This is a genomic window from Bacillus sp. FSL H8-0492, assembly GCF_038006145.1.
GTDB lineage: Bacteria > Bacillota > Bacilli > Bacillales > Bacillaceae_G > Bacillus_A > Bacillus_A mycoides.
Map to the genome: position 1 here is coordinate 2,228,408 of NZ_JBBOUP010000001.1, position 22,770 is coordinate 2,251,177.

At 35.8% G+C, this 22,770-nt stretch carries 22 protein-coding genes and 1 riboswitch; of the genes, 14 read left to right on the forward strand and 8 right to left on the reverse strand.

Going from position 1 to position 22,770, the window contains the following annotated elements:
- From pxpB to pcp, 6 genes are read left to right on the forward strand one after another with little or no spacing between them, the layout of a single operon-like run.
- Entirely contained in the window at window positions 1-714 is a 714-nt protein-coding gene (pxpB, locus tag MHH66_RS11365) for a 5-oxoprolinase subunit PxpB (protein WP_078184901.1), read from the forward strand.
- A complete protein-coding gene (locus tag MHH66_RS11370; protein ID WP_016101116.1) occupies window positions 705-1,694 on the forward strand; it encodes a 5-oxoprolinase subunit C family protein in 990 nt (329 codons plus the stop codon). Before pxpB ends, MHH66_RS11370 begins: the two co-directional genes overlap by 10 nt.
- 18 nt (window positions 1,695-1,712) lie before the next feature.
- Window positions 1,713-2,486 carry a 5-oxoprolinase subunit PxpA gene (gene pxpA, locus MHH66_RS11375; protein ID WP_016101117.1) on the forward strand — a complete coding sequence of 258 codons (774 nt, stop codon included), beginning with the start codon at window positions 1,713-1,715 and terminating at the stop codon, window positions 2,484-2,486.
- Window positions 2,487-2,520: 34 nt separating this feature from the next.
- Window positions 2,521-3,216 (forward strand): DUF969 domain-containing protein, encoded by a 696-nt coding sequence (locus tag MHH66_RS11380; RefSeq protein ID WP_078184902.1) that lies wholly within the window; start codon window positions 2,521-2,523, stop codon window positions 3,214-3,216.
- A gap of 1 nt (window position 3,217) precedes the next feature.
- A complete protein-coding gene (locus MHH66_RS11385; RefSeq protein WP_016101118.1) occupies window positions 3,218-4,180 on the forward strand; it encodes a DUF979 domain-containing protein in 963 nt (320 codons plus the stop codon).
- A gap of 16 nt (window positions 4,181-4,196) precedes the next feature.
- Complete coding sequence (pcp, locus tag MHH66_RS11390; RefSeq protein ID WP_016101119.1) at window positions 4,197-4,844, forward strand: pyroglutamyl-peptidase I; 648 nt, start codon at window positions 4,197-4,199, stop codon at window positions 4,842-4,844.
- A 496-nt stretch (window positions 4,845-5,340) separates the two neighbouring features.
- On the opposite strand, the gene MHH66_RS11395 is transcribed toward pcp, so the two are convergent.
- Entirely contained in the window at window positions 5,341-6,696 is a 1,356-nt protein-coding gene (locus MHH66_RS11395) for an RNA-guided endonuclease TnpB family protein (RefSeq protein ID WP_078184903.1), read from the reverse strand.
- A 695-nt stretch (window positions 6,697-7,391) separates the two neighbouring features.
- A complete protein-coding gene (locus tag MHH66_RS11400; RefSeq protein ID WP_078184904.1) occupies window positions 7,392-8,879 on the reverse strand; it encodes a peptide MFS transporter in 1,488 nt (495 codons plus the stop codon).
- A 287-nt stretch (window positions 8,880-9,166) separates the two neighbouring features.
- Between MHH66_RS11400 and MHH66_RS11405 the strand changes: the two genes are divergently transcribed.
- The 3 genes from MHH66_RS11405 (at window position 9,167) to lepB (ending at window position 12,906) form a co-directional block, all read left to right on the forward strand.
- Window positions 9,167-9,892: an NAD-dependent protein deacylase gene (locus MHH66_RS11405; protein WP_016101121.1), complete on the forward strand. Its 726-nt coding sequence runs from the start codon at window positions 9,167-9,169 to the stop codon at window positions 9,890-9,892.
- Window positions 9,893-10,117: 225 nt separating this feature from the next.
- A complete protein-coding gene (locus tag MHH66_RS11410) occupies window positions 10,118-12,274 on the forward strand; it encodes a peptidoglycan D,D-transpeptidase FtsI family protein (RefSeq protein ID WP_172796639.1) in 2,157 nt (718 codons plus the stop codon).
- Window positions 12,275-12,384: 110 nt separating this feature from the next.
- Complete coding sequence (gene lepB / locus MHH66_RS11415; protein WP_078184905.1) at window positions 12,385-12,906, forward strand: signal peptidase I; 522 nt, start codon at window positions 12,385-12,387, stop codon at window positions 12,904-12,906.
- 188 nt (window positions 12,907-13,094) lie between these two features.
- Here lepB and MHH66_RS11420 read toward each other — a convergent pair whose 3' ends face one another.
- Complete coding sequence (locus MHH66_RS11420) at window positions 13,095-13,718, reverse strand: cephalosporin hydroxylase family protein (protein WP_078178857.1); 624 nt, start codon at window positions 13,716-13,718, stop codon at window positions 13,095-13,097.
- A gap of 182 nt (window positions 13,719-13,900) precedes the next feature.
- Here MHH66_RS11420 and MHH66_RS11425 point away from each other — a divergent pair, with 182 nt between their 5' ends.
- Entirely contained in the window at window positions 13,901-14,425 is a 525-nt protein-coding gene (locus tag MHH66_RS11425; RefSeq protein ID WP_063218355.1) for an NUDIX hydrolase, read from the forward strand.
- 81 nt (window positions 14,426-14,506) lie between these two features.
- Here the strand turns inward: MHH66_RS11425 and MHH66_RS11430 are convergent, their stop codons facing one another.
- Window positions 14,507-15,271 (reverse strand): methyltransferase domain-containing protein, encoded by a 765-nt coding sequence (locus MHH66_RS11430; RefSeq protein WP_078184906.1) that lies wholly within the window; start codon window positions 15,269-15,271, stop codon window positions 14,507-14,509.
- A 197-nt stretch (window positions 15,272-15,468) separates the two neighbouring features.
- On the opposite strand from MHH66_RS11430, the gene MHH66_RS11435 reads away from it, so the two are divergent.
- Window positions 15,469-15,960 carry a DUF2716 domain-containing protein gene (locus MHH66_RS11435; RefSeq protein WP_063218289.1) on the forward strand — a complete coding sequence of 164 codons (492 nt, stop codon included), beginning with the start codon at window positions 15,469-15,471 and terminating at the stop codon, window positions 15,958-15,960.
- Between the two features lie 97 nt (window positions 15,961-16,057).
- On the opposite strand, the gene MHH66_RS11440 is transcribed toward MHH66_RS11435, so the two are convergent.
- The 3 genes from MHH66_RS11440 to MHH66_RS11450 all read right to left on the reverse strand — a co-directional run bounded on the left by MHH66_RS11440 (window position 16,058) and on the right by MHH66_RS11450 (window position 18,753).
- Window positions 16,058-16,828 carry a DNA alkylation repair protein gene (locus tag MHH66_RS11440; protein WP_063218290.1) on the reverse strand — a complete coding sequence of 257 codons (771 nt, stop codon included), beginning with the start codon at window positions 16,826-16,828 and terminating at the stop codon, window positions 16,058-16,060.
- A 33-nt stretch (window positions 16,829-16,861) separates the two neighbouring features.
- A complete protein-coding gene (locus tag MHH66_RS11445) occupies window positions 16,862-17,167 on the reverse strand; it encodes an iron-sulfur cluster biosynthesis family protein (RefSeq protein WP_078184907.1) in 306 nt (101 codons plus the stop codon).
- 119 nt (window positions 17,168-17,286) lie between these two features.
- On the reverse strand, window positions 17,287-18,753 hold the full coding sequence (locus MHH66_RS11450) for an amino acid permease (protein WP_002013597.1): 1,467 nt from the start codon (window positions 18,751-18,753) through the stop codon (window positions 17,287-17,289).
- Between the two features lie 112 nt (window positions 18,754-18,865).
- Window positions 18,866-19,058, reverse strand: a riboswitch (Lysine riboswitch).
- A gap of 385 nt (window positions 19,059-19,443) precedes the next feature.
- Here MHH66_RS11450 and MHH66_RS11455 point away from each other — a divergent pair.
- Entirely contained in the window at window positions 19,444-19,893 is a 450-nt protein-coding gene (locus MHH66_RS11455) for a GNAT family N-acetyltransferase (RefSeq protein WP_063218293.1), read from the forward strand.
- A gap of 40 nt (window positions 19,894-19,933) precedes the next feature.
- Here the strand turns inward: MHH66_RS11455 and MHH66_RS11460 are convergent, their stop codons facing one another.
- Window positions 19,934-20,836, reverse strand: coding sequence for a sulfite exporter TauE/SafE family protein (locus MHH66_RS11460; protein ID WP_061675350.1), 903 nt, complete (start codon window positions 20,834-20,836; stop codon window positions 19,934-19,936).
- 207 nt (window positions 20,837-21,043) lie between these two features.
- Here MHH66_RS11460 and MHH66_RS11465 point away from each other — a divergent pair, with 207 nt between their 5' ends.
- Together MHH66_RS11465 and MHH66_RS11470 are read left to right on the forward strand one after the other, a co-directional pair.
- Window positions 21,044-21,841, forward strand: coding sequence for a VOC family protein (locus tag MHH66_RS11465; RefSeq protein ID WP_078184908.1), 798 nt, complete (start codon window positions 21,044-21,046; stop codon window positions 21,839-21,841).
- A gap of 14 nt (window positions 21,842-21,855) precedes the next feature.
- Window positions 21,856-22,767, forward strand: coding sequence for an aminoglycoside phosphotransferase family protein (locus tag MHH66_RS11470; protein WP_078184909.1), 912 nt, complete (start codon window positions 21,856-21,858; stop codon window positions 22,765-22,767).
- The last annotated feature ends 3 nt before the right edge of the window (window positions 22,768-22,770 follow it).

Here is a 22,770-nt window from a genome sequence, read left to right on the forward strand (position 1 = left end):
ATGAAATTTTCTGCGTTAGGGGATCAAGCAATTATTGTTACATTTGGTGAAGAAATTGGGATGGATATATATGAAAAAGTGCAACGGTTATTTCAAGCGCTAAGGCGCCATCCATTTGCAGGAATGGTTGAATGCGTTCCGTCGTTTACTTCATTAGCGGTGTACTACAATTTGTACGAAGTATGGATGAAAAATGATAGAAATATAAGACCATATGATTACGTTTGCCAGTATATACGGGAGCTGTCTGATTCATATAAAGAAGAAGTGAACCGAGATGTGAAACATATTTCTATACCAGTGTGTTACGGGGGAGAATATGGACCAGATTTAGAAGAGGTTGCGCATTATCAAGGATTACAAGTAGAGGATGTTATTCGAATACATAGTGAAACAACATATTTCGTGTATATGTTAGGTTTTACACCTGGGTTCCCGTATTTAGGCGGATTACCGAAAGAACTAGAAACACCTAGAAAAGAAACACCTAGGTTACAAATTGCTCCTGGTTCAGTAGGTATTGGCGGAAATCAAACAGGTATTTATCCGCTAGAAACACCAGGAGGCTGGAATATTATCGGCCGAACACCTATTTCTCTGTTTAATCCAAAAGAAGAAACACCAACATATATTCAAAGTGGTATGTATTTACGGTTTATACCAATAACAAAGGAAGAGTACGTATCGCTTGAGGGGGCTAAAGAATGGATGTAGAGGTTTTGCATGCAGGAATGTTTACAACAGTCCAAGATTTAGGACGATCTCATTATCAACAATACGGTGTACCTGTTGGCGGGGCTATGGATAAAAATGCGCTCAGGATGATTAATATGTTAGTAGGTAATGAGGAGAATGAGGCTGGACTCGAAATTACAATAATGGGACCTAAATTGTTAATCAAGAAAACGACTTTGCTCGCGATTGGCGGTGCGGATATGGAACCGTTGTTAAATGGAGAACGCATTCCATTATGGCGCCCTATATTAGCTGAAGAAGGAAGCATGCTTTGTCTCGGAAAAGCGAAAAGCGGTTGCAGGGCGTATGTGACTTTTGCGGGTGGTATAAATATTGATCGTACGATGGGAAGTAAAAGTACTTACATACGTGCTGCTCTTGGCGGTATTGAAGGGAGAATGCTGAAAAAAGGAGATTATTTTCAAATTGGTACAGGGGCAGAAGTTGCAAGTCGTTTCATTCAAAATTTACAAGAAGAAAAGCGTATAAAAAAGAAGTGGGCAATTTGTAACAATGCTTTACCAAAATATAAGAAGTATCCTATTCTTCGCGTCATAACAGACTTTGAATATGATCAATTTACAGAAGAAAGTATAAAGTCGTTTTTTTCGAAAGAGTATAAAGTGTCCAATTATGCTGATCGCATGGGATATAGGCTTGACGGAGATGTTTTAAATAGAGTTGAAGAGATAGAAATTTTATCGAGCCCAGTTACATTCGGAACAATTCAAGTACCAAATGGTGGACAGCCTATTATATTAATGGCGGATAGACAAACGACAGGTGGTTATCCGAGAATTGGAAATGTAATTTCAGTAGATTTACCTCTTCTAGCGCAGCTGAAACCAGGAGACTATGTAACTTTTGAAAAAATAACTATGGAAGAAGCTGCACAATTATATATAAAGCAGGAAACAAGTATGAGTCTATTAAAGAAATTCATCGCTTTACGAAGCTGAGATTAGGAGGAAAACATCGTGACTACGATCGATTTAAACTGTGATTTAGGAGAAAGTTTTGGAGCTTATAAAATGGGGAATGATGATGAAATTCTTCCGTTCGTTTCCTCTATAAACGTTGCTTGTGGTTTTCATGCTGGTGATCCGTCCGTTATGAGGCAAACGGTTGAAAAAGCTCTGCAGCAAAATGTAGCAATAGGGGCACACCCTGGATTTCCTGATTTAATTGGATTTGGAAGAAGGAACATGCATGTTTCAGCAAGTGAAGTATACGATTATGTTTTATATCAAATTGGCGCATTAGAAGGATTTGTTAAAGCTGCTGGAGGGAAAATGCAGCATGTAAAACCGCACGGTGCCTTATATAATATGGCGGCAACTAATTCGGAAATTGCAGATGCAATCGCAAAGGCAATTTATCATATTAACCCTGGATTATTACTTTACGGATTAGCGAATAGTGAGGCGTTTATAAAGGCAACAGAAAAATATAATATAACTCTCGTACAAGAAGCTTTTGCTGATCGCACGTATAAGCAGGATGGAACTTTAACGAGCCGTACAGAAGAAAATGCTCTTATAAAAAATGAAGATGAAGCAATAAAACAAGTACTTCAAATGGTGAAGGAAGGGTATGTAGAAGCAGTTAATGGAGGAAAAGTAGCAGTTCAAGCGCAAACGATATGTTTACACGGGGATGGAGAGAAAGCAGTCCAATTTGCGGAAAAAATATACAGAACATTCAAACTCAATGGCATTTCTATATGCGCATCAAATAAAGTGAAACTTTAATTAGCGGGATTAAAAATGAGAGGAAGTGTTAAAATTGATTAAATTAATTGGGATACTACTTGTTGCAGTTGGGTTTTTATTTAGACTAAATACACTGTTAGTAGTAATGGTTGCGGGTATTGTTACTGGTATGGTTTCAGGCTTAAGTTTTTATGATGTGATTAGCATGTTCGGTAAATTTTTCATAGAAAACAGATATATGTCTATGCCAATCATATTAACTTTACCGGTAATCGGAATTTTAGAGCGTTATGGTTTAAAAGAAAGAGCAGAAGCACTTATAACGAAATCAAAAGGAGCAACAACTGGAAGAGTATTAATGTCATATTTTACGATAAGAGAATCATCAGCAGCACTTGGACTGAATATTGGTGGGCATGCACAAACGGTAAGACCGCTTGTTGCGCCGATGGCAGAAGGGGCTGCGCAAGGTAAATATGGTAAACTCTCTGAAAAATTGAGAGAAAAAATTAAAGCAAATGCAGCAGCTGCGGAAAACACAGCTTGGTTTTTCGGAGAAGATATTTTTATCGCAACTGGTGCCATTTTATTAATGAAAGGGTTCTTCGATTCAGTAGGTATGCATGTCGGTGTATGGGATATGGCGCTTTGGGGCATTCCAACTGCGATATCTGCCCTTATTGTGAGCTGGATCAGGTTTAGAAGGTTTGATAAGTATATAGAGAAAACAATGAAAGCAGAAGAAAAACAAGAGAAGGAGGCTATATAAGATGAACATCATAACAATGGATACAATTTATTATGTATTAGGTATAATCGTTGCATTTATCGCCGTTCGTATTGCATTTGATCGTGAACATCCAAATCGATTCGGTTCTAGTTTATTTTGGGCATTGTTTGCAGTTACATTTTTATTCGGAAATGTAATCCCTTCGTTTTATGTTGGCTGTATTGTGCTTGTTATGGTTGTTTTGGCTTCATTAAATAAAGTAACAAAATCCGAGGAGAAAGAAGTACCAGTACAAGAACGTGTGAAACATGCTGAGAAATTAAAAAATAAAATTTTTATGCCCGCAATATTAATACCTATTTTTACAATTATCGGAACGTTAACGTTAGGAAAAATCAAATGGGGAAATGTCGCCCTTGTTGATCCAGATAAAGTAACATTAGTTGCATTAGCGTTAGGAGCATTACTCGCATTCATTGCGGCGATGCGTATTACAAAATCAAAAATAACAACGCCTGTTCAAGAAGGAAGTAGGTTACTACAAGCAGTTGGTTGGGCAGTTATTTTACCACAAATGTTAGCAGCACTTGGCGGTATTTTCGCGAAGTCTGGCGTGGGACAAGTTGTTTCAGATTTAGTCGGACAAGTGTTACCGACAGAGTATCCATTCGTTGCTGTTATGGCGTATTGTTTAGGAATGATGCTCTTTACAGTCGTAATGGGGAATGCCTTCGCGGCGTTTGCAGTAATTACTGGCGGAATTGGCTTACCTTTAATTGTACAAATGCACGGAGGGAATCCAGCTATTATGGCAGCACTCGGTATGTTTGCTGGATATTGCGGAACGCTGCTTACTCCAATGGCGGCAAACTTTAATATTGTTCCGGCGATGCTTTTAGAATTGAAAGATAAAAATGCAGTCATTAAAGCACAAGTACCAATTGCTCTTTCAATTTTTATCATAAATATGTTTATAATGTACGGCCTTGTATATCGTTTCTAATTAGGAGAGTGAAACTATGAAAACAGTATTAGTAACAGGATTTGATCCGTTCGGGGGAGAAAGTATCAACCCAGCTTGGGAAGTCGCAAAAAGTTTGCATGAAAAAACAATCGGAGAGTACAAGATTATTAGTAAACAAGTTCCAACCGTATTTCATAAATCAATAAGAGTATTAAAAGAGTATATAGAAGAGTTGTCGCCTGAAATGATTATATGTATTGGACAAGCTGGGGGCAGACCAGATATTACGATAGAGCGTGTAGCAATTAATATTGATGATGCAAGAATTGCTGATAATGAAGGGAATCAGCCGGTGGATATGCCGGTTGTAGAAGAAGGCCCTATTGCGTATTGGTCTACACTTCCGATGAAAGCAATCGTGAAAAAACTTCGCGAAGAAGGTATACCGTCATCTGTTTCACAAACTGCAGGTACATTCGTTTGTAATCATTTATTCTATGGACTCATGCACGAACTAGAGAAGAATGATAAGAAAATAAAAGGCGGATTTGTTCATATTCCGTTCTTACCAGAACAAGCGAGCAACTATCCAGGTCAACCGAGTATGTCACTTTCTACTATTAGTAAAGGTATAGAATTGGCAATTGAGGTAGCGATGGAAGTTGAGGTGGATATTGTGGAAATTGGGGGTACGACGCATTAAATAATAGTAGATTAAAGAGGGCTGATGCAGCCCTCTTTGTGTGTTTGTATTTTGTAATTGAAGATGCAGTATAGAATATAAAGGGAAAGGTTGCAATGGGAGTATTCTAACAAATATGGAATTGTTCCAAATAAAAGGGAACTTTTTAAATAGTTTCTTAATGATGTAGAATTTTCGTCTATATGAATGGATAAAAAGTTAAGTTCTGGTCAACTACCCCCACTGAGATAAAGCATTTCAGTGGGGGCTTGAGTTAGAATGCTAGGTCTTTTCGTCTATCGCTAGACAGTTTGACGCTCTAGAATTCATGCCACCTTATAGTAACACCCCAAGTATGTTTTTGGTTGGTACTGGCAACAAACTATTGTTTTCCCACTTGCACCACCCTTTCGAAAAAGAGCAATTCTTCTTTATAGAAGAAGCCACCACTCAGATGAATCCGGCGTGTGCTACAAGCCCCGACAAGTCGAGTACACATGGATCGTTGACGCACCCACTAAGCTATGCGCGAAGCAACAGCCTTACGTTTTTGCACTTCTAATAGAATCGGCGTTTTCACTTTAAGATTGTCATCCAATTCTATAACTCTTGATTTTCCCAATGTATTCAATGCACCATTAATATCAGCATGAATACATGTTCCTGATTTACTTTGATACATTCCACGAGTGATTCGTTTGCCACTAAAGAGATAATGCGTCCTATCACCCTTAGACCAAACTGGAACCCTATCTTTATCAAGAAAACTAGCTTTTGAAGTATAGCTTTCTTCTTGCTTTAAAAATCGGATGCCTTCTTTTACACATTTATTCTCAATTGCTGCAATCAGTTTATGAAATGGGATTTGAACAAATATTTGATTATTCTTTTTTCCCATATCAGATTTTTGTTTCCAACCAGCGTTATACCCTAAGACAAACGTATCTATGCTACATGCTTTCACTTTTTTGAACAACAGGCCTACAGTTTGTGCAATGTAACCATTTATTTGTCTTTCCCGTTTATGCCAAAGTGCGGCCATTTGATTCGTTACAACTCGTTTTGAAAGTCCATTTTCCACATTTTTCATTTGGAGATTACGTATCATTTTGTTGAAGTACTGGTTAATGGATTTCAATTTTTTTTCATTAATTAAAAATGCATCACCTGTATTTGTTACGCAACTTACTAATCTATCTACACCTAAATCGCAACTCAAAGCGTTACTTGTAGTCGTGGATGGTTTCTTCATTTGAGAAACGTGCATCTCATATGTGTAATGCACCTCAAAGAACCGACCTTTTTGCTTCGGTACAATCTCAATGTAGGAGATTTTTATATTTCTTACATTTTTAGGCATACGTATTTTAATGGAACCGTATTTTTTTCTGAATGCAACATTCATCGGAATCATCCAATACCCGTTATCATCCACTTTTGTAACTTGATAGATTTCAATAATTCGTTTATCAGTTGAACGAGAATAATTCGGGAACTTAGGCCGACCTGTGAACTTCCCAGGATTTTTCTTCCACTGTTCCATTGCTTTAAAAAAACTCTTCACTTCTGTAAATAAGGCTCTACGAATCGCTTGAACAGAGTTTGATTGAATGCCCGAGTAATTCATATCGGCTTGCATGGCAGTATCCACTTCTTTTACAGTAGCCATTTTATTATGGTTCAAATAACTTTGTTTAATCGTGTACAATCCAACATTTCGCAATGCTTTTGAACTATGTGACATGCGTTGCAGTAAGCGGAATTCTTTAGTTGTGAGACAAGCTCGTCCGAGATTCTGTTTCTGCGTGAATCGTTGTATGTTTTCTCTTTTCTTTTGTTTACGTAACACTTTCACTGCTTTCTTTTTAGCCATTTTTTTCACCACCTTTCTTAGAAAGTTCATTACTTTTGACAAATCAATATTTGGAACGAAACGGAACAAAATGTGAACACGGCCTTCATCGTAATTCCTTTTGATTCAAGTAACCAAATGATTATTATTATCCAATTTCGTTGTCTTACGATATATTCCCTCCTTATCTAAGGGCAGATTATATCGTAAGACAAAAAGAAACAAATATTCGCCCCGGGAAAATTGTTATGAACGAAACAAAAGTGTTTGGTCTATTGACTGACGGCAATTCATCTCCACCTGAATTGTTGGTCTTCACCCGTAACACAAATCAGATGGAGTCTTCTTGCCGAAAGGGATAAACTCAAAGACATACAAAGTAATGATTTTAAAATGGTGTGATAAAAAATATCACACCATTTTTATGTAAAACAAACAGAGTGAATTTTTGCCATTAGTAAAGTATAACTGGGTAAGAGATAATCATCAGAATTGTTAATTGTACTATGATTTTTCAAAACTGATAAATTTAAATATAAGTAAGGTAAGAGAGCTGCATTAGTCTATTAGGTATGTTTTATTTTCCTAGAAATATCATTGCTCCAGCATACATTATATTGCGTTTGTGTGGAGATTGCTATTTATACAAAAAAGAGTAACCCATTTGGCTACTCTTCACATAGAAACTTGTATTTGTTCATTTCAATAAGAGACCGTTATTGAAGTCCCTTCATGAAATTTTGGATTTTTGATGATAATGTAAACAGCAGGATGCTAACTAAAATGGAGATAGCACCAATAACACCAAAGTAAATTGCTTCTGTTGCAGGATTATACAGTTTAACAACTTGGGCATTTATTGCTTGCGCAGACGCAGTTGATAAGAACCATAAGCTCATGGTTTGCGAAGAGAAAGCAGCTGGAGCCAGCTTCGTCGTTATTGATAACCCTGAAGGAGATAAACAAACTTCTCCAATTACAATTAAAAAGAAGCTAAGGACTAACCACATAGGATTCACTAAAGAGTGAGTACCGTTGATTAAAGCCGGAATAATCATAACTAAGAATGAGAAACCTGCAAATAGCAATCCAATAGCGAATTTTTTTGCCGTTGAAGGCTGCTTCTTGCCTAACTTTATCCAAACCCATGCAAAAATCGGGGCAAGCGTTACGATAAAGATTGGACTTAATGATTGGAACCAAGCGGAATGCAATGTAATTCCATTGAACTGTAATTGAGTTCGTTGATCCGCGTATGTCGCTAAGATAATAGCACCTTGTTCTTGTATAGACCAAAATATTGTAGCTGCAATAAAGAGTGGTATATACGCAAGAAGACGAGATTGCTCTACTTTTGTTGTTTTAGGACTACGATACATATAAATGAAATAATAGGTTGGAATAACAATCCCTAAGATACTAATCAGGAATGTAAAACGATTTATAGTTAACAACCCAGTTGGAATTGTAACCACACCTAGCAATGTTAATACAACTAGACCAACACTGAAATACTTAATAGTCTTTTTTCTTTCCGAATCTGATAATGGATTAGGTACTTGCGTACCGACTAGACCAAGGTTTTTCTGTTTTGTTCCAACAAATACCCCTAACCCAATTGCCATACCAATTGCCGCAACTCCAAAACCAAGGTGGAAATTATATTGCTGACCTAATGTTCCGACAACTAAAGGTGCAAGTAAGGCACCTAAGTTAATACCCATGTAGAATATACTGAACCCTGAGTCACGACGCGCATCTGTTTCACTGTATAAACTTCCTACGATGTTCGATATGTTAGGCTTTAACAACCCTGTTCCTAGAACTAAGAAGACCATAGAGATAAATAACGCACTTTTACTACCCGGTAAAGCTAAAATAAGATGGCCAATCATAATTAAAACGCCACCAAAGAATACGGTTTTACTTGGACCAAATAAACGATCCGATATCCATCCACCGATAATACTAGACATGAACAGTAAGGAACCGTAAATTGCCATTATCGAGGTTGCGGTAGATTGTTCAATTCCTAATCCACCTTTTGCGACTGAATAGTACATATAATACAGTAAAATAGCTCTCATTCCGTAATGAGAAAATCTTTCCCAAAACTCAGTGAAGAATAAAGAGAATAATCCTTTTGGATGCCCAAAAAATCCTGTTTGAGGAATACTTTGAACAAGTTCGTTTTTTTCTTTCATAATGTTAATATTACCCCTTGTTAATTTTTTATATTATACAAGTATAACTTAAGAGGCTCCCAGTAGTCCATAACTATCTAAGCCTACCGATGAAGAAAAGCAGCCTTCTGGCTGCTTTCTAAATGATAACTTTATTTTAATTGAACAGTAGTTATCTTTGAAACTTTAATTACACCCAAAAAAGTTGGGGGTTAATTCATGCAATGAAGTAAGTGAAATGAATTGTACAACAACTATTGTAAACAACTGGTATAATAAGTTTAGGAATATACTTAGAGGTGATTTTTGTGCAATTTGAAGAAGTACGTTCAATTTTAGAAAAAGCGAAGAAAATTACAGTGTTAACAGGTGCTGGTGCAAGTACGGAAAGTGGTATCCCAGATTTTCGTTCAGCAAATGGATTATATGCTGATGCGAATGTAGAGATGTATTTGTCGAGAGGCTATTATAATAGAAATCCGAAAGAGTTTTGGAAGCATTATAAAGAAATCTTTCAAATTAATACGTTTCATCAATATAAACCAAATCGAGGGCATCACTTTTTAGCGGAGCTAGAAGAACAAGGGAAAGACATAACGATTTTAACGCAAAATATTGATGGTTTGCATCAAGTAGGTGGTAGTAAACATGTAATTGATTTACATGGAACACTTCAAACTGCACATTGTCCGAAGTGTAAAACGGGATATGATTTACAATATATGATTGATCATGAAGTACCGCGTTGCGGGAAGTGTAATTTCATTCTAAACCCAGATGTTGTTTTATACGGAGATACGTTACCACAATATCAAAATGCAATAAAACGTTTATATGAAACAGATGTACTTCTCGTAATGGGAACGTCATTAAAAGTGCAACCTGTTGCTTCATTCCCAGAAATTGCAAAGAGAGAAATAGGCGCAACAACAATTTTAGTAAATGAAGAGTTAACAGGGCAAGAATACAATTTTGATTTTGTTTTTCAAAATAAGATTGGTGAATTTGCCAAAGGGTTATCTTCGATTAAATAAGTTTTTGTTTTCGTAAAGAAACTGAGGTGAATGATGTCCACCTCAGTTTTTTTGTATGAATTATATTCATGTTATTGCGTATAAGGGGAATGGTAATAAATAGGATGATAAAATCGAAAACTGAAAATTAAATCTTTTATTTCTTTTGTAATTAATATAAAATTCTATATATAGCATATAAATAAATTTAATACATAATGGTTCATGCGTAGAAATGTTAATAGAATGAAGCGAGGGAGCAAAATGAGACAGAAAAAGGAGAAACAGAAACAGTCGAAAAAGAAAAAGACTCATATTCCATTTCGGTTAAATGTACTATTTTTTATCGTTTTTCTTTTATTTTCAGCTATTATTATTCAATTAGGTAAAGTACAAATCATCGACGGAGAAACGTATCGAAATGAAGTGAATAAAAAGGAAGATATAACGGTGAGTACTCCAGTTCCGAGAGGGAAGATGTTTGACCGGGAAGGGAAAGTTATTGTAAATAATAAACCGTTACGAACTGTTACATATACGAAGATGAAAGGAGTGGACTCAAAAGAGGTTTTAATAGTGGCAAGAAATTTAGCAAAGCTAATTGAAATGCCGCAAGAAGATATGGACAAGTTAACAGAGACAGATAAAAAAGATTTTTGGATGCAGTTAAATGAAAAACGTGCAGCAACAAAAGTAACGAAAGAAGATGAGAGTAAATTTAGGAAACAGGAAATAGAAGGGAAAGACTTAGATAAGAAAGTAGAAGAGTTGAGACGAGAAAGAATTACACAAGAAGAATTAAACGAGCTTTCGAAAGAGGATATAGAAGTACTAGCAATTAAAAGCAAAATGAATGCGGGATATAAAATGACGCCACAAATCGTCAAAAAAGATGTAAGTCAAAATGAATATGCAGTAGTGAGTGAAGGATTATCGAGCTTGCCAGGCGTAGATACGACTGTGGATTGGGAGCGCGAATATCCAAATGACAAAATACTACGTTCTGTACTTGGTAGTGTTTCTACTGAGAATGAGGGATTACCAAGGGAGCAATTAGACTATTATTTAGTGCGAGATTATAACCGAAATGATCGTATTGGTAAGAGTTACATCGAAAAACAATACGAAGATGTGTTACATGGAACGAAAGAACAGTCTAAAAATATTACGGATAAAGCTGGAAATATTATTCGGACTGAAAAAGTGACAAAAGGAAAAAGTGGAAATAATTTAATGTTAACAGTTGATATGGATTTACAGAAAAAGGTGGAGGAAAGTCTTGAAAGGAATTTAAGGGCATTTCATTCTTCTGAACCGATGATGGATCGTGCATTCGTCGTTATGATGAATCCGAAAAATGGTCAAATTCTATCATTAGCAGGAAAGAAAATTGTAAATAAAGATGGCGGGATGCAAATAGAAGACTACGCTTTAGGAACGATGATAAGTTCTTACGAGTTAGGATCAACGGTGAAAGGAGCTACGGTATTAGCGGGATATCAAACAGAAGCTATTAAGCCATATACGCATTTCTTTGATGCACCAATGTACTTTAAAGGAAGTTCGAAGCCGAAGAAATCGTGGAAAGACTTTGGAGATATTGATGATTTAAGAGCATTGCAAGTTTCATCCAATGTCTACATGTTTAATACGGCGTTAAAGATTGCGGGGATTGATTATGTACCAAACAATCCGTTAGATATTAGGCAAGAAACATTCAATAAAATGCGCTATTACTTTAGACAATTTGGTTTAGGTGTACCAACCGGTATTGACCTTCCAAATGAATCGATTGGTCAAATGGGTAGAACAGATAATATACCTGGTTTTTTACTTGACTATGCCATTGGACAATATGATACATATACGCCGCTTCAGCTTGCGCAATATATGTCAACGATTGCAAATGGTGGTTACCGAATGAAACCACAAATTGTACAAGAAATTAGAGAGCAACCGAATAGACCAGAGGAAGTCGGGAAAGTTATGCAATCGATGGAACCAGTCGTGTTAAATCGAGTGGATATGGATCTTTCATATATAAATCATGTGAAAGAAGGATTTAGAAGAGTTTTCCAAGAGGTAGATGGGACCGGTGCTGGAACTTTTAAAGGTTTACCGTATAAACCGGCTGGGAAAACAGGGACAGCAGAAACAGTGTACGGTGGAGAAAGTGATATTGGAAGAGATGAAAACAACTATCGAAAAAAATGTTATAATTTAACTCTCGCCGGGTATGCGCCATATGATGCTGATCCGGAAGTTGCTTTTTCTGTTGTTGTGCCATGGGTAAATAATGATAAATCAGGTATTAATTCTGCAATTGGTAAAGAGGTTTTGGATGCATATTTTGATTTAAAAACGCAGAGATCGGGTGTAAGTCCAGTCCCAGTAACACAATAGCCGAGTAAGGCACAGTAAAAAATTCAAATTGTAGTATATCACTGCGCAAATGAACAGGTGCAGTGATATATTTTTGAGTTAAAAAGTGTTTTGATAAGGTGGGAATGGATATGAAAGAGGAGAATAAGAGAGGTTGGGGAAAGTACATACTATTTATGTTTGTCCTAGTAGTAACGTACCAGTCTTTCACTTTATGTAAAGTGGAAGGAAAATCAATGCAGCCAACTTTACATGAAGAAGATTACGTATTTGTAAATAAAGCTGCGGTACATTTTTCTAGCTTACAGCACGGAGAAATCGTCATTATTAAGGAAGAGGATGAGTCGAAATATTATGTGAAACGTGTAATAGGGCTTCCTGGTGACGTAATTAACATAACGAATGGAACTGTATACGTAAATGACAAAAAGCAAGATAAACCTTATATAAATAAAGATTTATATAACAATACACAAGTGTTTTATAATTTTCAAAAGACAAAGATTCCGCCAAATAAGTTATTTGTAATGGGAGACAATCGTGAACAAAGTAAGGATAGTCGAAATGGTTTAGGATATATTGAAGAAGATAATATAATAGGAAAAGTGGAATTTGTGTACTATCCTTTTTCGAAAATGAAAATCATAAAATAAGTGGGGATTCACAAAACCCCACTTATTAAAGTTTCACTTTATCCCGCATTAACGGGCAGTAAGACTCCCACTTTAAAATTCAGCTGGGGCAAAGAAGTTAGGTGGGAGATCAACTGCCCGTAAAAGCCCGATTGGTGAAGGCTAATAATCAGTGGGGGATGGACAAAACTCCCCCACTGATTAAAGTTTCACTTTATCTTCTTTAAAAAACCTTTTGGATTAAATGATATGAAAAACTTATGTTTAGATTCATCGATTATGAAATTGCTATTTTTAGTTAAAAACTCTTCCACAGCTTCCATTGGGCCAGGGCCCCAATCAGGAAGGAGAGGATTTCCGTTAATACTTGTATCTTCTACAATAATGTAACTGCCAGTGGTTACAATAGATTTATAAAGTAAGAGTTCTTTCGATACATGTTCTTTACTATGATCAGAATCTAAAATAACTAAAATCACATCATCAGGTTTGCGCATACTTAATATTGATTGGACGGCCTGTACAGAAACAGATGAAGCTGTTAAATACGTAATTCGATTATGGGATGGCCGATTTGGTTGCGGAGTTATATCGATAGTAAGTACGTGACCTTTTCCAATTAAATCTAACATAGAAGCTAAAAACAGTGCACTACCACCGTAAAAAGTTCCGCATTCAATAATTAAATCAGGCTTTAATTCGTATAATATTTCTTGATACAAAAAGAGATCAGAAGGAAGTTTGCAGATTGGAACCCCGAACCAGTGTGTACCATGTAACCAAACGTTGCTGTCGTAATATTGTTTTAGAAATTCGCTACTAATGTTATCGATTTTGAATTCTCCTTTCTAAAAAGGATTCTTTCATACGTAAAGAGTTTACGTATGAAAGTTGTACTATATATTATGTGGTAAGGGATTATAAGGCGAGTGTTTTCACGTGAAAATAAGCCAAATAACACATGTGGAAAATGAATTGCTTGCAAAAGAAGATGTAAATGAAAGGAAATAATCGTATGTATAAGTACACAATTTGCTTCATTAGAAAAGGAGATAGAATACTTCTACTAAATAGAAACAAGAAGCCGACAATGGGAATGTGGAATGGTGTCGGAGGGAAAATAGAAGAGTATGAAACGCCATACGAAGGAGTCATTAGAGAAACCTTTGAGGAAACGGGAATAGAGCTTCCAAGTGTAACGTATAAAGGGAATGTTATTTTTAAAGTTAAAGACGAACCTCGGGGTAGCGAGGGAATGTATGTATTCCTAGCTGATTTACCAGATGGAGTACATATTGATACGCCAGTAAGCACTCATGAAGGTATATTAGAATGGAAGTCAATTGATTGGATATTAGATGGTGATAATAGAGGTGTAGTTAGCAATTTGCAAAGATATTTACCAAGAGTATTAAAAGAAGAAAACAATTTAGAGCATATATTCATATATAATAATCGGAATATTATTGATTACAAAACTACACTTTTGATAGAAGATAATACGAAAAAACGATATGAAAAATATCTCGTTTCTCAATAAGAGAAGAAACGTTAAAATACGAAGAGAAAGCCAAATTCTTTATGTGAATTTGGCTTTTTACAAGGAATGCTAATTCTAAGTTTACTCTTCATAATTTGCTTTAATAATAAAGCGGTGTTGCTTCACATCGAAATATCCCTTTTGTAAGATAATTTCATGTATGCGATACAATTCCTCGGTATAGCTATCTACTATAAAATCAGGAATTTGCCACGGAATTGCTTGCAAGTAATAGACAACAGCACCGACATCATAAAAACGCTGAAGAGGGAATTCTTCTTTCGCTTCTAAAATAGTAAATCCATTTTGTTCTAATTCACTACATGCTGTTTCGAGTGACCAACTTGAAAATTCGCTATTCAGCGGTGTGCCAAACTGCTCATTCAGTTCCGCACAATCAAGACCACCGACTTGTTGTGTAAGAAATGTTCCATTGATGGAAAGACTTCTTTTCACTTCAGAAGCAGAATAGGATTCATGTTGATTCACAATTAAATCAAACAGACTATCTTGAAATGGTAAAGCAGTATCATCAGTAACTTCTACGACTATAACTCCTAAAGGTTCTAATTTCTTTCGTGCAATTGGTACATTCGGAGCGTAGCCTTCAGTCGCATAAATAGTTGACGGGAACGGTTGTAACATAGATAAAAACTCTCCGCCACCAGTCCCCATATCTAGCATTGATTTTGCACGTTGCATAAGCTGGAAAGCAGTGCTACCGTATGACCATGATAAAGGCTCACTATTCATACGGCCAGTTTCTGAAATGAAAGAAAAATCCCAGCCACTAAAGTTAGTCTTTGCACTTTCTAATAGTGCTGAAAATAATGGATCACGTTTCATATTGTTGTCCTCCTATTTCGTTAATAAATGATATAGTAAGAAAAGAAAAAGGGAGGACCTCTTATTAAAGTGGAACGGTTTTATGTTTCGTGTTCGAATAGATTCATATAAATTAGCTCCTTGCGAGAATGGTTATTTATATATTCGGGAGTATCGAGTGAAAATCCTTTGGAATTATAAGGGAAGGCAGTTGTTTAATGGGAAATTGGATGAAGTTTACAGACAAAGAGAGCGATCAAATATGGGATAGGGTATATAGTGATTTTGAGTTTTCACCAAGTATTTCTATATTCCCATCATTTAAGGTGCCAAGTCCTTTTGTGACATATGATATTTCTCATTGCTTTGGAGAATCGGTAGATTTAAATGTATATGACGACCTGGAAGAAAAAGCATTACTAGTTTTTAAAGAGAATACAGTATCGGATGAATATATAATGGCACTTGATTGGCAACATGAATGTTACTGGGTAAATCCACATTTAAAGTTTGATAGAAATGAATTTGATGAGTGGACAATCCCGATTTTTCCAAATGGAGATTATTATTTCTTTATTCAGAAGGACTTTAAGTGGGGGTATTTAGGCCATCCTTGGGAGAAGAGTATAACGATATTTGGAAAAGAATTAATAGATGCTTTTGATCAACATAAACCGGAAATGTTTCATAAGATTTTAAGGCAGGGTTAATGTTTAAAAAAGAAAAAACGTTTATACTTCCAAATGAAGTATAAACGTTTTTATTATTAGCTGTTTTCATATAGATTGTTGCTTTCTTTACAAATACTTAAAAACAAAAATCTTTTGGTAAAGTGCCATTTTTTATCACCGTTCTTAATCCATGTTTCATAATCCAAGGATTAACAGGATGGTTTTTATCGAGTAATTCTCGCAACCATCGAAAAACGAGTTCTTTATCTTCTTTCGTAATATCATTAATGTGATTGGCTACAGATTTTTGAACATACTTAGAAGGGTCATTCATTAATGGCTCAAGAAGCTTTAAATTATTTCTGAAGTCACCTTTCAAAGCTCCTATTTTTTTTGCCCAAGGAAGTCTTGGCCTAGTACCTTCTGAAGCTAATCTTCTAATGTGGCTGTTTTCATCACGTAACCATTGCTGCAATATGTCCAAGGTTTCTTCATGGTATTTTTCAAGATAAGGACGAATGGCATATTCAGCAGTATTTCTTTTTGTTATTTCATACATTGCGTTGAATGAGGAGTCAAAATCGTTAAGCCCATATTTTTCAACGTATTTTACGATAGGCATATACATATAACCCTTTGTAAATGTGCCGACTTCTGTTGTATTTTCTGGTCCTAATGTTTTCAGTAATATATGTATTGCTTCATTAAAATCTTTTTGTAATGCATTGTGTAATTCATCTGCTATTACTTCTATACGTTGCTTTAACTCTAAATTTTCAACTTTATATGTTACGGAATCTACAAAATTTTTTTTAGAGAAATTAGGAACGTGTTTAGAAATAGAATCAGCCATTTTTTCTGCTAATTCTTCGTTAAATAAAAATTTTAACGGAACATATTTACCCATTTTTTCACCCCATTGGTCGGATAAAAACAATGTTTATTTTTTAATCGACAACCCATACACCAACGTCTCACTTGGAGTCGTAATACTAAAACCAGTTGTTTTATAATCAAGTTTTAACGTATCACCAGTGTAGTCTGTCGCGAATGAATCCATCTGTACAATAAGCAGTTCATCTTTATATACAACATCATCCGCATTATATGTATCCCAAATTAAATCAACATCAACAAAAATGCTGCAAGAGTTTGTCATTGTTCCTCTAATGCGAATGATCTTTTTGTCTTCACGTTCTAGTCTATGTATAGCAGCTTTTGCTTCATTAGTAATACGAATGTTCATGTGATCCCAACCTTTAAGTGTATTTACTTTATTATTGCAAAAAGATAAGAAATAATAAAGTAAATGGAATTGTAATAAAAAAACGAGCAAACAAATTTGTTTGCTCGTTTTGCTATACTCTATTTCAGTTCACATTTATCAAGTGGAATGACTTTCGTTTTCTTAGTAAATTTATAGCCTAACCATAGTACTAAGAAGAGTGGTAAACCGATGTAAGAAACGAGTACACCGTTCCAGTCGATAGATGCTCCTGTAAATGCTCCGTAGTTTTGACCTAAAATAACGATAACACAAAGTGTAAATGCAAAGATTGGACCGAACGGGAACCATTTTGCTTGATATGGTAAATCTTTTAAATCTTTCCCTTGTGCAATATAAGCTTTACGGAAACGGTAATGACTAATAGCAATCCCGACCCAAGCAATAAATCCTGACATCCCAGAAGCATTTAATAACCAAATGTATACAACACCGTCACCGAATAAAGAAGCGATGAAAGCGACGCTACCAACTACTGATGTTGCGATTAATGCATTAACAGGTACACCGCGGCTATCTAATTTACCTAAGAACTTTGGTGCTTTTCCTTGGCGAGCTAAATCCCAAAGCATACGAGTTGATGCGTACATTCCAGAGTTACCAGCAGAAAGTACTGCAGTTAAAATAACAGCGTTCATAACAGAAGCAGCGAAGGCAACACCCGCTTTTTCAAATACAAGTGTAAATGGACTTACTGTAACATCACTCGCTGCAAGGCTTTCAGTCGTATAAGGAATTAATAAACCGATAACGAGAATTGCTAAAATGTAGAATAATAAAATACGCCAAAAGATAGAACGAATTGCTTTTGGAATATTGCGTTCTGGATCAGCAGTTTCACCAGCAGCTACTCCTAATAATTCAGTTCCTTGGAATGAGAAACCAGCAGCCATAAATACACCGATAATTGCCATGATGCCGCCATTAAATGGTGCATCTGCAACAGTGAAGTTTTTAAAGCCGACAGATTCGCCGCCCATAATTCCAAAAATCATCATAAAACCGACAATTAAAAAGATAATAATAGTAACTACTTTAATAAGTGCGAACCAATATTCAGATTCACCAAAACCTTTAACAGATAAATAGTTTAAGAGAAAAATAATAGCTAAACAAAGTCCACTCCAAATAAGAGAAGGGGTATCTGGGAACCAAAATTTCATAATTAATGTTACGGCCGCTAGTTCAGCTGCAATCGTAATCGCCCAGTTATACCAATAGTTCCATCCAAGTGCAAAACCAAGTGATGGATCAACAAATTTTGTTGCATAAGTGCTAAAAGATCCAGTAACAGGCATGTAAGCTGCGAGTTCTGCTAAGCTTGTCATTAAAAAATAAACCATAATTCCAATTGCGGCATATGCGACTAATGCACCGCCAGGACCAGCTGAATGGATAACACCACCACTGGCAAGAAATAATCCGGTACCGATTGTACCACCGAGAGAAATCATCGTAAGGTGACGAGATTTTAATCCGCGTTTTAATTCACCTTGTCCTTGTGTAGTTTGCGTTTTAGAGGTAGATTGATTTGTTGCGCTATTCATGTTCAACACTCCTTTTCTTGTAGGTTAGGAAGGAGCGGGGGAGAAAAATACAAAAAACCGCCAAAGGAATTAGGCGGAACGTTTCACAAATAACCACCCCATCATACCCTTCCGTTAAGATAGCACACCACGTTTACACGGTAATTTTGTAAACGTGACAGTTCTGTTCCTTTCGGAGACAGCCCCAGCTCATATTTCCAGAGAAGAAATATAAACTTCGGCAACTTTTCCTTTCAAACGGAGTCAGTGACATTCGCTGTGTCTCGTCCATTTTACTTTTAAAAGTCGCAACCTCTACCTCATCGGATTGATGAGGATTTATAAATTGCTATGATTTTTAATATATGGCAATTGTAATGATTTTCTGAATATATTGCAAGGGATTTTGTTAGGAAAAGTCAAAAAATATCGGTTATTGTATAGGAAACGCTTGCAAAACTCCACCCGAACCTACTTTTATGTAACAATAAGCAAAGAAAAAATTGTTATACAAATGTTTCGCAAAAAATATTGAAAAACCCTTTAAAATTAAAAGAAAATTCAGAAAATATAATTCGACATAACTATTAAAAGGGGATTATTCCTTAAATTCGTTTCAAAGAAATAAGTATAAATCTGATAAATAGAATGAATATTCTTTTTATTTCTGATAAAATTGAGGTATTGTTTAATTGAAAAGGGGATATCATTATGAAATTAGAAACGGAAAGATTATATATAGTACCGTGTACAGAAGAATGGATTCAAATTGCGAATAATCAAGGATACAATAGTGGCCCACATATTGTAGGGCATATAGAAAATGTGAAACGAGATGTGGCTTCATTACCGTGGGGACCGTGGTATGTTATTCGGAAAGAGGATGATGTTGTTCTAGGTGATATAGGATTTAAAGGGAAACCGAATGAGCAACATACAGTAGAAAATGGTTATGGATTTATTGAGAAATATTGGAATAAAGGGTATGCAACAGAAGCAGTTAGTGAATTAATGAAATGGGCTTTTCAAACAGGGGAAGTGGAAACGATTATAGCGGAGACACTCCTTGATAATTATAGCTCCATTCGTGTATTAGAGAAATTACATATGAAAAGAGTAAATAGTACTGAAACGATGGTCAATTGGAAAATAGAAAAATAAAAAATACCGCTCGAAGTAAATCGGGCGGTATTATTATTAATTATGGTAACATTTGTTTTTGATCTTTCGGATACCCGGCTGTCGATACGTTAGAACGATTGGAATGATTACGAACAGCAATAAAAATAGATATAATAACGACAAGACCAACTGCAACGTAAGAAAGTGTAATAATAGTTGGATCTACTTTAAATGTAGTAAGCAGTGTACGTATATTCGTAAAGATAATAAGTCCGCCAACGAGTACGCCAAGTAAATGAGAAGGAACGATGCGTACTAACCATGCGGCGATTGGTGCGGCAACAATACCACCAAGCATGAGGGCAAATACCCAAACCCAGCTTACTTGTTCCCAGCCAAGTGAAATGAAAAAGCCAATCGTTGCAGCGAGTGAAACAGGAAATTCACTCGTATCTACAGATCCAATAACTTTTCTAGCTTCATTTCCTCTTGCAAGAAGAACAGGTGTCGTAATCGGCCCCCAACCACCGCCGCCAGTTGAATCGACGAATCCAGCGAATAAGCCAAGTGGTACAAGTTGTTTAGCAGACATACGCTTATTTGAAGAAACAATTTGTTTTTGAATGATGAATCGTAATAAAATATAAACCCCTAAAGTAAATAAAAATATGGAAATGTACGGTTTAATTACATCACCAGGTAAATTGCTTAAAAAACATGCCCCAATAAATGCGCCAATTGCTCCTGGTAATGTAAGTCTGGAAACTGTATATTTATCAACGTTTCCAAATTTGATATGAGATGCACCAGAAGCGGCGGTTGTAACGACTTCAGCTAAATGAACTGATGCGGAAGCTACAGCTGGTGCGATACCAAACATTAATAATAGTGAGGTAGACGTTACCCCGTACGCCATACCAAGTGCGCCATCAATCAATTGAGCGAAAAATCCAATAATAGCAAAGACAATTAATTTCTGCATAAATAATCCCCCTGTAATAATAAATGAAAAAGACACTTTTCCCGTATGAGAAAAGTGCCTTTGGTTTTTCCAATCAGCAATAATTAAATTTGTTTTATTATAATACACATTAATCGTATAAATCAACTGGGTTTTAAAGTTTTTTGAATTGAACGAAAGAAAAATAAAATATACAATAAAAGGATGGAGAGAAAGGGGAGAAAGACTATGTTAGCATTTGATCATCTCGTTCACGCAGTGCATTGTACACCGGAGGAAGCGGCAAAACAAATGCAGGAGCATGGATTTCATACTGCATTAGGCGGTGAGCATACGACTTGGGGTACTTGGAATAGTTTATGTTATTTTGATTTATCATATATAGAATTTTTAGCAGTTCAGCATGAAGAAAAAGCGAAAGAAGCAGAAAATCCATTAGTACAAGAAACAGTGGTGAAATTAAAAAATGGAGAAGGGATGCTACAAATCGCAATTCGAACAGATGCAATTGAAGAACTAGCAGTTAAATTTAGTAAGCACGGCTTACATACGATCGGACCATTTGAAGGGAAGCGGATGAGAAAAGATGGCCGGCTTTTAGAATGGAAAATGTTATTTGTAAAGCAAGAAGAGAATGGACCGAAATTACCATTCTTTATACAGTGGAATGAAACGGATGAAGAAAGAAGAAACGATTTACGTAAAATAGGGACGATCACTGAACATAAAAATAAAGTACAAGAAATTGAAACGATTCATTATACGGTGAAAAATGTTCGAGAAACAGTGCGGAAATGGAAAGAAGTAATGGAGCTAACTGCAAATTCAATCATACAAAATGAAGAAGGGAATGCTGAGTGTCAAAGTGTATCGTTTGGTGATGTTCATGTGCAGTTTTGTGAACCAGTTGGAGAAGGGCTAGTACTAGAACGTTTGAAGCATCATGGCGAATATCCATTTGCAGTGGAGTTTAAAGGGGAAAATAAACGAGAGTATGAAGTGTTAGGTAGTTTGTTCGTATATTAATAGAGGTGAGTTTTGTGGAAGAAATGTTAAGAGAGATAGAAAAAAAACTAGAGTGGTCACGTATTGTAAAATGTACAGCTATTACAAAAGGTTTTTCACATGAAGAGAAGTATAAAATTGACCTAGAGAATCGAGAAACTTATTTTGTAAAAGTGTGTGATTCTTCTAAGTATGAACGAAAACAAGAAGAATATATGTATATGAAACAATTGGAGTTATTACATATTCCAACGCCGAAGTTAATTCATTTCATAAAACTTGAGGAATTAAATAAATGTGTTCAAGTATTTGAATGGGCCCATGGTGTAAATGGTGAAGAGAGCTTAAGTAAGCTATCGGTGGAAGAACAGTATAATGCAGGAAGAAAAGCAGGAGAAGTGTTAAAGAAGATTCACTCAATTGAAAGAGAAAGTGCAAGTAATAAATGGGAAACGGTTCGATGGAATAAATACGAAAGATACGTAGAAGCATTAGCAAACTATGAAATAGACTTCCTTGATTTGAAGCAAGTATTCAGATTTGTAGGGGAGCATAAACAATTATTGAAAAATCGTCCAATCACATTTTTACACGATGATTACCACCCAGCAAATAGTATGATTCATAATAAGGAATTTATCGTAATCGATTTTGGTGGATATGATTTTGGCGATCCAATTCACGATTTTTATAGTGTAGCGATTTTTACTACAAGAATAAGCAAACCATTTGCGGTTGGACAAGTTCACGGTTATTGCGGAGGCGATCCGTCAATCCACTTTTGGAAACTGTATTCATTATATGCAGCGATGACATTCCCAGCGGATATCGTATGGACAAACCGAACTACACCACATTTAGTAGAGGATATGAAAGAAAGATTGAACCGAATTATAGAAGATCATAATCATTTTTCATCTTATATTCCAAAATGGTATCAATCATAACAT

Bases quoted from the DNA above. Each gene is read 5' to 3' on its own strand.
- pxpB (WP_078184901.1), top strand. From the start codon at position 1: ATGAAATTTTCTGCGTTAGGGGATCAAGCAATTATTGTTACATTTGGT.
- MHH66_RS11370 (WP_016101116.1), top strand. From the start codon at position 705: ATGGATGTAGAGGTTTTGCATGCAGGAATGTTTACAACAGTCCAAGAT.
- MHH66_RS11385 (WP_016101118.1), top strand. From the start codon at position 3,218: ATGAACATCATAACAATGGATACAATTTATTATGTATTAGGTATAATC.
- pcp (WP_016101119.1), top strand. From the start codon at position 4,197: ATGAAAACAGTATTAGTAACAGGATTTGATCCGTTCGGGGGAGAAAGT.
- MHH66_RS11395 (WP_078184903.1), bottom strand. From the start codon at position 6,696: ATGGCTAAAAAGAAAGCAGTGAAAGTGTTACGTAAACAAAAGAAAAGA.
- MHH66_RS11400 (WP_078184904.1), bottom strand. From the start codon at position 8,879: ATGAAAGAAAAAAACGAACTTGTTCAAAGTATTCCTCAAACAGGATTT.
- MHH66_RS11410 (WP_172796639.1), top strand. From the start codon at position 10,118: ATGAAGCGAGGGAGCAAAATGAGACAGAAAAAGGAGAAACAGAAACAG.
- lepB (WP_078184905.1), top strand. From the start codon at position 12,385: ATGAAAGAGGAGAATAAGAGAGGTTGGGGAAAGTACATACTATTTATG.
- MHH66_RS11425 (WP_063218355.1), top strand. From the start codon at position 13,901: ATGTATAAGTACACAATTTGCTTCATTAGAAAAGGAGATAGAATACTT.
- MHH66_RS11430 (WP_078184906.1), bottom strand. From the start codon at position 15,271: ATGAAACGTGATCCATTATTTTCAGCACTATTAGAAAGTGCAAAGACT.
- MHH66_RS11435 (WP_063218289.1), top strand. From the start codon at position 15,469: ATGGGAAATTGGATGAAGTTTACAGACAAAGAGAGCGATCAAATATGG.
- MHH66_RS11440 (WP_063218290.1), bottom strand. From the start codon at position 16,828: ATGGGTAAATATGTTCCGTTAAAATTTTTATTTAACGAAGAATTAGCA.
- MHH66_RS11445 (WP_078184907.1), bottom strand. From the start codon at position 17,167: ATGAACATTCGTATTACTAATGAAGCAAAAGCTGCTATACATAGACTA.
- MHH66_RS11450 (WP_002013597.1), bottom strand. From the start codon at position 18,753: ATGAATAGCGCAACAAATCAATCTACCTCTAAAACGCAAACTACACAA.
- MHH66_RS11455 (WP_063218293.1), top strand. From the start codon at position 19,444: ATGAAATTAGAAACGGAAAGATTATATATAGTACCGTGTACAGAAGAA.
- MHH66_RS11460 (WP_061675350.1), bottom strand. From the start codon at position 20,836: ATGCAGAAATTAATTGTCTTTGCTATTATTGGATTTTTCGCTCAATTG.
- MHH66_RS11465 (WP_078184908.1), top strand. From the start codon at position 21,044: ATGTTAGCATTTGATCATCTCGTTCACGCAGTGCATTGTACACCGGAG.